Origin of the sequence: Desulfovibrio sp. 1214_IL3152, assembly GCF_036763055.1 — a bacterium.
Classification (GTDB): Bacteria; Desulfobacterota; Desulfovibrionia; order Desulfovibrionales; family Desulfovibrionaceae; genus Desulfovibrio.
Window position 1 is genome coordinate 1 of record NZ_JBAIYW010000531.1, and the last position, 10,960, is coordinate 10,960.

Sequence of the window (10,960 nt, forward strand, 5' to 3'; positions counted from 1 at the left end):
CGCTGGTGCGTCTGGACGCTCTGGCCGGGCAGGCCCGCAGCCTGTCGCGCGAACGGGCCAGCCCGCTGACCAAGGCCCTGCCCCGCTTTTTTGCCCACCCGGACGAATACGAAACCTTCAAAAAACGCCATTCTGACGACAAACTGCCCAGGGCAGCCCTCAGCGAAGCCCAAGGGCCTTTATATCTCGGCCTTGACCTGGGTTCCACCACAGTCAAAGCCGCCCTTATGGACAGTCAGCAGCGCCTGCTGGCGTCATGTTATGTTTCCAATGGAGGCAACCCCCTGCAGGTTCTTCTGCCGCCCCTGGCAGACATGCTTGAGCAGATTCCGCCGCAGGCGTGGCTTGCGGGTGCTGCAGCCACAGGCTATGGCGCCCAGCTTGCCGAAGCTGCCCTGAAGCTCGATTGCGTGACCGTTGAAACTCTGGCGCACTTCAAGGCGGCTCACCGCATCGTCCCGGAAGTCAGCTACGTCATTGATATCGGCGGGCAGGACATGAAGTGTCTCAAGGCGGAAAACGGCGTCATCACCAGCGTAAGCCTCAACGAAGCCTGTTCTGCCGGCTGTGGGGCTTTTCTTGAAAGCTTCGCCATCGGCCTCGGCATGGACATGGACGCATTTGTTCAGGCAGCTCTTTATGCCGAGCACCCGGCTGATCTCGGATCGCGCTGCACGGTGTTCATGAACTCCAAGGTCACCCAGGCGCAAAAAGAGGGCATGAAGGCCGCCGACATTGCCGCAGGGCTATGCTATTCCGTGGTGCGCAATGCTCTGGACAAAGTCCTGCGCATAAAAAATGTGGACGAACTGGGCCAGCATGTGGTGGTGCAAGGCGGCTCTTTCCTCAATGACGCCCTGCTCTGCGCTATGGAGCGCACCCTCGGGCATCATGTACACCGTCCGGTGTCATCCGGACTTATGGGGGCGTATGGCGCGGCCCTGACAGCCCTTGAAGCCCGCCCGGCCCAGGAAGAACCCCGGTCGCCCATAACGGCTGAACGCATACGGAGCCTTGAGATGCGCAGCCGCAGCTTTCGCTGCCGTGATTGCGGCAACAACTGCCTTCTCACTGAAACCCGCTTTTCACATGGCGAACGGCATTTTTCTGGCAACCGTTGCGACAAATTCGCCAACAGCGGCGCCAAAAAAGCTGAAAAGGCACCCAATATTTACGACTGGAAATACCGTCGCCTGTTCAACTATGAGCCGCTGCCCGTGGAAGATGCCCCGCGTGGCGTCTTAGGCATACCGCGCGTGCTCACGATTTATTCGCATTACCCTTTCTGGTTTACCCTGTTTACCGAGCTTGGCTTCAGGGTTGAGCTTTCTCCTCCCACAAGTCGCGCCCTGTTCGCCCGTGGGCTGGCCTCTGTACCCTCGCAGAGTGTCTGCTACCCGGCCAAACTGGCACACGGGCATGTGCTCGCCCTCATCAAGGCAGGCGCAAAGCGCATTTTTCTGCCTTGCATCCCGCGTGAAGCCAAAGAGTTCGAAGAGATGTGCGATGCGTTTTCATGCCCTGTCGCCTGCGGCTATCCGCAGGTTGTACGAGAAAATCTGCCCGAACTTGCCGTGGGCAAGGTCGTTATGCATACCCCTTTTGTCAACCTCAACCATACCGGTTCCCTGGTCAGCAACATTTGCCGTGAAATGAACCTGCCCAAGGGGGAAGTACGCGCTGCCATAAAAGCCGCGCGGCGCGAGCAGGAACATTATCTGAGCGAACTTCGCAATGAGGCGAAAAAGCTTTATGACGCAACAAGCCGCCAGGGAGGCTCGCTGGTTGTGCTCGCTGGGCGTCCTTACCATGCCGACCCCCAGGTGCATCATGGCCTGCCGGACTTCATAGCCTCGCTTGGAGCCACGGTTTTGAGCGAAGACTGTCTGCCCCGGACGTGGCTTCAGAAGATGCCCGTTCCCGGCCTGCGCGTGCGAAACCAGTGGACCTATCCCGCGCGCCTTTATCGAGCCGCTGCCTGGGTGGGCCAGGCCACGCACGGCAATGCCCGCGTTGAACTTGTTCAGCTTACGTCATTCGGCTGCGGGCTTGATGCCATTACCTCAGACCAGGTACGCGAGCAGTTGCAGGAATGCGGCAAGCTGTACACCCTGATCAAAATGGATGAAGGAAACGCCCTGGCTTCGGCGCGCATCCGCATCCGTTCCCTGCTGGCCGTAGCCCAGGGACGCGGAGAAAAAAACATTGTCCACGCGCCGCCTCCGCCCCCTGCTGTCTTTACCAGGAAGGACGCCCAGTCAAGGCTCATTCTTGTGCCGCAGATGGCTCCGCTGCATTTTTCGCTGATCACGGAAGGCGTCGCGGGCAGCGGCCACAGCATCAAACTGCTGCCCCATGTCAATCCCGAGGCCATCAGCCTTGGTCAGGCGTATGTGAACAATGATGCCTGCTATCCGGCCATTGTCGCCATAGGCCAACTGCTGCACGCCCTGCAGAGCGGCGAACATGACCCGCAGCGCGTGGCGCTTTTGCTTTCACAAACATGTGGCCCCTGCCGCGCCAGCAACTATCCGGCCCTGCTGCGCAAGGCTTTGCTGGAATGCGGCCTGGATTCCATCCCCATCCTCACCTTGAGCACTGCTGGAACAGAGGGACATCCCGGCTTCCGGCCCGGTCGCGACATGCTCCACCGCATGCTGCTCGGCATGCTCGGCGGTGACATGCTGCAGCGCCTTTCGCTTTTTACGCAGACGTATGAACGGCACGCCGGCGATACGGAAGACAGAACAGCCCATTGGCTGCGCGTGCTTTCTCCCATTGTAAGGCAAGGCGATGCCAGGGCGTTCCGCCACAGCATGGAGCGCCTCGTGCGTGACTTCGAGCAGATAAGCCTGGGTTCAGGACGCCGTCCCCGCGTTGCCGTTGTGGGAGAAATTCTGCTTACTTACCATCCGGACGCCAACCGGCATATTGTTGACATTATTCGCCAGGAAGGCGGCGAACCGCTGTTGCCGGACATTACAAACTTCATGCTTTACTGCCTGCGGGACTCCATATACGACTGGCAACGCCAGGGCGGCAGCGCTCTGGGTGCTCTCGGCAGCGCTTTGATAATCAGAAAGGTGGAAAGTCTGCGCAAAAGCATGCGGCAGGCCCTCGGGCGCTCATCTCTGGCAGACAGGGTCATGCCGGTGGCTCATGTGGACACCCTGGCCCGCATGGGCGAAACCATGCTTTCACTGGGGAACGCCGCTGGCGAAGGATGGCTTTTGCCTGCGGAAATGCTGGAATTTCTCAATCATGGCGCAAAGGATATCCTTTGCCTGCAGCCCTTCGGCTGCCTGCCCAACCATGTGGTGGGTCGCGGGACATTTAAAACCGTGAGGCGGGCAGCGCCCCAGGCCAATATCATGGCGATTGACTATGACCCCGGCAGCAGCGAGGCCAATCAACTGAACCGTATCCGTCTTTTCATGGCCATAGCCAGAGAAATGGCACGGGAGCAAGGCATCTTGCGGCTTGGAGACCTTCAGGACCAGTCGGATTTTGCCAAAAAACTCTGTGGGGTGACATAGGCGTTTTTCAGATACAGGCTGCCGGCAGCCTCGCTTCGGTCCGGCAGGATTGCCGCAAAAGCATGCTGCGGACGCTGGGACTGTCTGCGTCCGCAGTATGGAATGAAGGGCCGTTGTTAAAATCAGTTGCGCTAAAAAACACGGGTGAGAAAACAGCCCTCAGGCCATTTTCTCACCCGTGAAATATAACAGCTATAGTGTGCGTTATTCGCGCGGGGGAAGTTCGCGGCCGCTCTCTTCAAGGCGCTGCAAAAACTTGTCGCGGCATTCGTAGCTGCAGAAGCGATGGACGGTTTCCCCGTCACGCACAGAAATATTGCCCTCAACAGAAACATAGGTTCCGCATTCGGGGTCTTTGACCATCTCGCCTGCGGCAATCTTGCGTTCCAGTTCGGCAGCGTTATCCTCTTTGTTTTCTTTCTTCTTTTTCAGCACATCATTGGCAAAAAGGCGGTAAAGGGCATAGCCCGCCAGGATAAGAATTAGCCACTTCCACATCTGTCATGCTCCTTAGGTCCGTGCAAGGCACGGGCGCGTACGGCTCTGGTGCGGCTTCCGGCAACATTCATGAAAGCCGTGGACAAGATTACCACAGGGCCTGCCTTCAGTCACTGAAAAATTCTCTGCCCGTCCTTTTTGTACAGCAGTCGCGAAAGCCATTCCGAAGCAGGTATGCCGTCAATGACCGCGTGAGGGGCAACATCAAGCAGCGGCACAAGGGCAAAGGCCCTCTGTGTCAGGCGGGGGTGCGGCACAAGACAGTGAGGGTCTTTGCTGCGCGTGGAGCCAAACAGCAACAGATCGACGTCAATGGCTCTGGGTCCGAAGCGCAAGGCCGGGTCCGTGCTGCGAACCCGCCCAAGGTCTGTCTCGATATCCAGCAGGGCATCCACAAGAGAGCACGGCGTCCAGCAGGCGTCGGGAAAAAGCTCGATCACCTGATTGAAAAACCATGCCTGATCGGCGTAGTCCTGCGGCTCGGTGCGATAGATAGACGACGACGCCCCGATGCGCATGTGTGGCAAGGCGGCCAGCCCCTGTCGGGCGCGTGCCAGCATTTCTTCCGCATTTGCACAGTTGGACCCAAGACACACATAGGCCTGCAGGGAATCCCCCGACGAATTTTCGGACATATGCCTCTCCCCTTTCAAAGGGGTGTTTGTTGCTGTTCCTGCTTTATCTATGTGCGGTTGTGGATAGCACAGGCGCAAAGGGAACAAAAGCCTCTGCGTGCGCGTTTTGCACCGCATACGGCTGTGGAATATGTAAAAAACTTGCCCGTCCGGCGCAAGGCGGCTAGCATGCTTGCATGATCAAGCAAGACACGGCCCCATCCTTCCTCTGTCCGCTGGCCCCCCTGCTGCCGCTGTGGCAGGACTATCTGCTGGCCCAGCGGGGTTTGTCGCCCCAGACTGTCACCTCTTATGGGCAGGACCTTGAAAATTTTTTCCTTTTTCGTCAGGAGCTTGCCCATGGCGAGTCACCATGCCCACAGCCCGACGAACAGGAAATTTTTCTTTATCTGGCCTGGTTGCGCGCCCGGCAGAATACTGGGCGCACACTGGCGCGCCGTCTTTCAGCATTACGGGCGTTTTTCGATTTTGCCATACAGGAAAACGTCATAAAAAATAATCCGGCACAACTGCTGGACAATCCGAAGCTGCCTCAATATCTGCCTGAAGTGCTGAGCCGCGATGAAATGGAAGCCCTGCTGGCACGGCCCGACATGCGCGACAGGGGAGGCCAGCGTGACCGCTGCATGCTTGAGCTGCTTTATGCCGCAGGCTTGCGGGTGTCTGAACTCTGCGACCTGTGCCTGCCCGATCTGGATCTTCAGCGCGGCCTTGTGCGTGTTTTCGGCAAGGGGGCCAAGGAGCGCCTTGTGCCGCTGCACGATCTTATGCAAAGCATGCTTGAAAATTATATTCGTGACTGGCGTCCGGCTTTTTCGCCCACAGGCAACCAGCTTTTCGTCAATCGTTCCGGCCGCGCCCTGACACGACAATACATATGGAAAATGGTAAAAAAATACGCTGTGGCGGCAGGCATACGCCGTCCGGTTTCACCGCATACCTTTCGCCACTCTTTTGCCACGCACCTGCTCGAAGGCGGCGCTGATCTGCGGGCAGTGCAGCTCTTGCTCGGACATGCCGACATCAGCGCCACAGAGATATATACCCATGTGCAGGCAGAACGCCTGCGTGGCATTCACCGCAAATTCCATCCCCGGAGCCAGATGTGAGCCATGTGAGCGCTGCCAAAGCCACGCTGATAACCTGCCATGCCAATGCGGACTTTGACGCCTTTGCCGCCATGCTGGCTGCCCGTCACCTGTATAAACCCCATGTGCTGCTTTTTCCCGGCAGCCAGGAGCGCGGCCTGCAAAAGCTTTACGCCGCTCTTGATGTCCGGGCCTACAATTTTGCCGACAGCGCGGCACTGGACTGGGATTCTTTTGACCGGCTGGTGGTGGTGGACACGCGCCAGCGCGGCAGGGTCAGCCATGTGGCCCCTTTGCTGGATCGCCCGGATGTGCGCGTGGAAATCTGGGACCACCACCCGGAATCAGGTGACGACATCACCCCCGGCAAGCTGTATTTCGCCCCGACAGGCTCTGTCACGAGCCTCATCGTGCAACATCTCCGCGAAGCCGGAATCCGCCTTGAATCGGAAGATGCCACCCTGCTGGGGCTTGGCATTTATGGTGATACCGGCTCCTTCACCTATTCGTCCACCACAACGGCGGATTTTGAGGCTGCCGCCTGGCTGCTCGGCCAGGGGATGGACGTTAACCGCATCAATGACCTGGCCGCTCACGAGCTGACCAGTCTGCACATACAGGCTCTCAACAGCCTGCTGGAGTCGGCAAGGTCCTACACCATAAACGGAACGCAGGTGGTGCTGGCCGAAGCCTCCATGGAGCATTACCTGGGCGACTTTGCCTACCTTGCGCACCGGCTTATGGAAATGGAGAAATTTATTGTTCTTTTTGCCATTGGCCTAATGGGGGACCGCATACAGGTTGTTGCCCGAAGCCGCAGTGACGCCATTAACGTGGGCGATATCTGCGCGGCCCTGGGCGGCGGGGGGCATGTTTATGCGGCATCGGCCTCTGTGCGCCACATGACCCTGCATGAAGTGCGCGATGCCATCCTGCGACAACTCTACGCGCAGGCCCAGCCGGACAAGACCGCGCGTGAATACATGTCTTCTCCGGCTGTGGGGGTGGAATCCACAGCCACCATACGCCAGGCGGACGAACTGATGCTGCACTTCGGCCTTAAGGCAGTGCCTGTTTTCATACCCGGCACACGCAGGTGCAAGGGCCTGCTGGACGCCCAGACTGCTTCGCGCGCCAGCGCCCACGGACTCGGAAACGCCCGTGTGGAAGACTACATGCAACGGCGCATACAGGCTTTGCCCCCGGAAGCGGTACTTAAAGACCTGACCGCCGCCATTGTCGGAGCACGCCAACGTCTGGTGCCCATTGTTGAAAACGAAGATGTGATCGGGGTTGTGACGCGTACCGACCTTATCAATGTTTTTGCTCATGAGCCGGGCAATTTGCCTGTGCTGAAGCATTCCTCCAGCAAGGAACGCCATGTGGGCAAGCTCATACAGGACCGCTTGCCCGCTTCCGCAAAAAATCTGCTCCACATGGCAGGCAAGCTTGGCCGCGAACTGGGCCTGCCCGTCTATGCCGTGGGCGGCTTTGTTCGCGACCTTCTGCTTAACAGGGCCAACCAGGATATTGATCTGGTAGTGGAAGGCAACGGCATTGCCCTTGCAAAGGCGCTGGCTGCGGAGCTTGGCGGAAGAGTGCGCGAACATCAGGAGTTTCTGACCTCAGTGGTCATCTTTAAAGATGCCGAAGGCCGCGAATCGCGCATTGATGTGGCTACCGCCCGGCTCGAATACTATGAATATCCCGCCGCGCTGCCTACCGTGGAGCTGTCTTCAATCAAAATGGACCTGTTCCGGCGCGATTTTTCCATAAATGCTCTGGCGGTGCGGCTGGACAGCACCCCATTCGGGCAGCTTGTGGATTTTTTCGGCGGGCAACGGGACATAAAAGAGCGCATCATACGCGTGCTTCATACCCTGAGCTTTGTTGAAGACCCTACACGCTGTCTGCGGGCTGTGCGCTTTGAGCAGCGTTATGATTTTCGCATAGGGGCAGGCTCGGAAAAGCTTATTAAAAATGCTCTTGGCCTGAAACTGATGGACAGGCTCAGCGGCTCGCGCCTTTTTCATGAATTCAAGCTGATCTGCGATGAGGACAATCCGCTGGCCTGCCTTGAGCGACTGGATCAGATCGGCATACTGCCCGCCATTGCTCAACAGTTGGCGCTTACGCCGGGGAAAAAAAGCATCCTTGAAGAACTTCAGGATATACTGTCCTGGTACCGCCTGCTGTATTTTGAAAAAATGCCTCAGTCCTGGCTCGTCTATTTTCTTGGTCTCTGCCACGGCCTGCCCTATGCGGAAACCTCCGTGCTCTACCGGCGCATGGGTTTGCCTGAAAACAAAAGAAACGAAATACTGGGCCAGCGCGAACAGATGCGTACCGTGAGAGGACGCCTGGAAAACCTGCAAAAGCGCCAAAGCGAGCGGGACTTCAAGGTAAGCGACCTGTGTGGGCTGCTGGCCCCTCTTTCGCTGGAATCCCTGCTCTATCTTATGGCCGAGACCAACAACGAAGCGCTGCAAAAAAAATTGTCCCGCTACATTACCCAATGGCGCCACGAAAAGGTGGATATCACCGGCGAAGACCTTAAAAAGATGGGCTTGCCGCCCGGGCCGCTTTTCAGCCACATCCTGCGCTCGGTGCTTCAGGCAAAGCTTGACGGCGAAGCACCGGGACGCGAAGAACAACTGGCGCTGGCGCGCAAGCTGGCCCACCAGCGGCCAGGAGGCTCAGCAGAAAAGCATGCAGTGGCTACGCGCAACAAATGATCAAACCGGCCGCGTCTTGACCCGGACTGCAGGCAAGGGCTGCCATTGAAGTTTTTTGCACAGATAATACACTGAATATGTTGTACATATTGAATATCAACATTTTATGCCATGTTCGTTTTCCGCTTGCTCCTGATGGTCAAGCGGTGTATAGAAAAAAACTATGAAACAATTGTGGGCGCCTTGGCGTATTGAATATATTCTTGGACCAAAACCGGACACCTGTGTGTTCTGTCTTCCCACCGGCACACAGGAGGATGAGCAGCGCCTCGTCCTGTACAGAGGGCGGCATTCTTTTGTTATCATGAACAAGTTTCCGTACAATAATGGGCATATTATGGTTTGTCCTTACAGGCATGTCATGAACCTTGCCGATCTGGACACCAGCGAAGCCCATGAAGTTATGGATCTTCTTCAGACGTGCTCCATAATATTAAAGAAGCACTTTAACTGTGAAGGCATCAATATCGGCCTCAACCAGGGCGCGGCAGCCGGAGCCGGCATCAGGGAACACATGCATTTTCATCTGGTTCCGCGTTGGACCGGCGACTCGTCTTTCATGGCTGTTTTTGACGAAGTGCGTACAATGCCTGAACATTTAAGCCGCAGTTATGCGGCGTTGAAACCATATTTCACGAAAGGCGCTTTGGCTGGGGAGCCATGCGGCGCCGGTTCCTCGCCTCATAAGGAAGGTTGCAGTCCGCAACAGAACAGTTGACGGAATCAGTGGCGAAGGAAGTGTTTTTTACGCCGGGCGGCGTGAAAAATTCGGCTGGAGAGCGCAAGCTGTGTCCCTCATGGGCGGGCGGCATTCTCAAAAAGCCCGTGAATTTTTTGAGATAGCTTTAGCCTGAGAGGAGTGTGTCTATGCGGTATATCAAGGTTCTCTTGCTGGCCGTCGTCTTTTTTCTTGCCCTCGTGTTCTTCTTTCAGAATCAGGGACCTCTTTCGCAGGACATGGTGTTAACGCTTCACCTTTTCTTTATTCCGCCCATGCATTCCATCCCGCTGCCGTTTTACTTTCTGGTGATTGTGGCTTTCGCCCTGGGCGCCCTGCTCACCTTGAGCTTCCTTGTGTGGGACAAGCTGAACCTTTCGGCCCGCCTGATGAAGCACAAGTGGCACATCAATAGCCTTGAACGCGAAATGGTCCAGCTTCGCAAGAAGGCCGACACGGAAACCGCAAAGCGGAGCTTCTTGCATCGGAACAAGGAAAAAACCGATGGCGCTCAGTCTGCTCCGGCTGAAGCCAAAGCGGTTGCAACAGGAGACGAAGCCCTTGCTCCTGACCCTGACAAGCATTAGACGTTTTTGTTTTTCGGGCGCTGCCGTGTGTTCTTCGGCAGCGCCGCGCAGCGGAGCAGACACGCACAGAGTGGCCTGCTCCGCTGTTTCTAACGCGGTTCCCGCGCTCCCTTTTGCCCTGAAGCACTGCCATGTCTGAACCCACTTTCAAGATGACCCCCATGTTTGAGCATTACATGAGCATCAAGGCTGATCACCCTGATGCTCTGCTTTTTTATCGCATGGGTGACTTTTATGAGCTTTTTTTTGACGATGCCGAGCTTGCGGCGCGTGAACTTCAGATAACCCTCACCAGCCGCAGCAAAGATCCGAAAAATCCCATTCCCATGTGCGGCGTTCCCTGGCATGCGGTGGACACGTACGTGGCGCAGCTGGTGGACAAAGGCTATCATATTGCTATCTGCGACCAGGTAGAAGACCCAAAGACAGCAAAAGGGCTGGTGAAAAGGGCCGTAACCAGCGTCAAAACTCCCGGCACTGTGCTTGATGATGCCAACCTGAGCACCAAGAGCCATAACTACCTTGGCGCTCTCTGCCCCGGAAACGATGCGGATAAAGGCGGTTTTGCCTGGCTGGACGTTTCCACAGGTCAATGGTCCGGCGTGGATTTCAAACGGCAGGCGGAACTGTGGCAATGGGTTCAAAAAATGGGCCCCCGCGAGCTTCTTGTTCCTGAAGGTTTTCAACCGCCAGCCCGCACGTTGCTTGAAGGCATACGCCTTGTGCGCCTGCCTGTAAGCCGGTTTGATCTCAAACGTTCCACGGAGCGCGTACTGGCTGCGCAGGGGGTACGCGAAGCCGCTGCCCTCGGCCTTGCAGGCCATGATGAAATAATGCGGGCGTGCGGCGCGCTGCTTGCGTATCTTGCGCAAACCCAAATGCGCAGCCCGGAGCATCTGCAGCCCTTCCAGCGTCTGGACTTGAGCCGCAGGCTTATCATTGACGAGGTTACGGAACGCAATCTGGAAATTTTCACCCGTCTGAACGGGCGCAAAGGCAAGGGAACCCTGCGTCATGTGCTGGACGACACCATGACGCCTATGGGCGGCCGTCTGCTGGAAGACATGCTGCGCCACCCCTGGCGGGAAAGCTCCCACATAGTCCGCACGCAGGACGCTGTGGAGTGGTTTTATGCCGATGACGGCCGCCGGGCCGCGCTGCGA

At 57.2% G+C, this 10,960-nt stretch carries 7 protein-coding genes and 1 pseudogene; 6 read left to right on the forward strand and 2 right to left on the reverse strand.

Translation table 11 applies throughout. The features are described 5' to 3' along the window. Positions 1 to 3,536 (forward strand): acyl-CoA dehydratase activase-related protein (locus V6C07_RS11245; RefSeq protein WP_333536573.1); only part of this gene is annotated, 3,536 nt, incomplete at its 5' end. Between the two features lie 204 nt (positions 3,537 to 3,740). On the opposite strand, the gene V6C07_RS11250 is transcribed toward V6C07_RS11245, so the two are convergent. Together V6C07_RS11250 and folK are read right to left on the reverse strand one after the other, a co-directional pair. Beyond that, on the reverse strand, positions 3,741 to 4,034 hold the full coding sequence (locus V6C07_RS11250; RefSeq protein WP_333536574.1) for a transcriptional regulator: 294 nt from the start codon (positions 4,032 to 4,034) through the stop codon (positions 3,741 to 3,743). A gap of 110 nt (positions 4,035 to 4,144) precedes the next feature. Next, on the reverse strand, positions 4,145 to 4,669 hold the full coding sequence (gene folK, locus V6C07_RS11255; RefSeq protein WP_333536575.1) for a 2-amino-4-hydroxy-6-hydroxymethyldihydropteridine diphosphokinase: 525 nt from the start codon (positions 4,667 to 4,669) through the stop codon (positions 4,145 to 4,147). Between the two features lie 176 nt (positions 4,670 to 4,845). On the opposite strand from folK, the gene xerD reads away from it, so the two are divergent. The 5 genes and pseudogenes from xerD to V6C07_RS11280 form a co-directional block, all read left to right on the forward strand. Further along, positions 4,846 to 5,778, forward strand: coding sequence for a site-specific tyrosine recombinase XerD (xerD, locus tag V6C07_RS11260; protein ID WP_333536576.1), 933 nt, complete (start codon positions 4,846 to 4,848; stop codon positions 5,776 to 5,778). Between the two features lie 5 nt (positions 5,779 to 5,783). Beyond that, positions 5,784 to 8,492, forward strand: a complete 2,709-nt coding sequence (locus tag V6C07_RS11265; protein WP_333536579.1) for a CBS domain-containing protein — start codon at positions 5,784 to 5,786, stop codon at positions 8,490 to 8,492. A 163-nt stretch (positions 8,493 to 8,655) separates the two neighbouring features. Further along, entirely contained in the window at positions 8,656 to 9,210 is a 555-nt protein-coding gene (locus V6C07_RS11270; protein WP_333536577.1) for an HIT family protein, read from the forward strand. Between the two features lie 149 nt (positions 9,211 to 9,359). After that, positions 9,360 to 9,797 carry a LapA family protein gene (locus V6C07_RS11275; RefSeq protein WP_333536578.1) on the forward strand — a complete coding sequence of 146 codons (438 nt, stop codon included), beginning with the start codon at positions 9,360 to 9,362 and terminating at the stop codon, positions 9,795 to 9,797. A gap of 131 nt (positions 9,798 to 9,928) precedes the next feature. Further along, positions 9,929 to 10,960 (forward strand): annotated as a pseudogene (locus tag V6C07_RS11280) (DNA mismatch repair protein MutS); the annotation flags it as partial.

Excerpts from the sequence above, each read along its gene's own strand:
- V6C07_RS11250 (WP_333536574.1), bottom strand. The coding sequence starts at position 4,034 with ATGTGGAAGTGGCTAATTCTTATCCTGGCGGGCTATGCCCTTTACCGC.
- folK (WP_333536575.1), bottom strand. The coding sequence starts at position 4,669 with ATGTCCGAAAATTCGTCGGGGGATTCCCTGCAGGCCTATGTGTGTCTT.
- xerD (WP_333536576.1), top strand. The coding sequence starts at position 4,846 with ATGATCAAGCAAGACACGGCCCCATCCTTCCTCTGTCCGCTGGCCCCC.
- V6C07_RS11270 (WP_333536577.1), top strand. The coding sequence starts at position 8,656 with ATGAAACAATTGTGGGCGCCTTGGCGTATTGAATATATTCTTGGACCA.
- V6C07_RS11275 (WP_333536578.1), top strand. The coding sequence starts at position 9,360 with ATGCGGTATATCAAGGTTCTCTTGCTGGCCGTCGTCTTTTTTCTTGCC.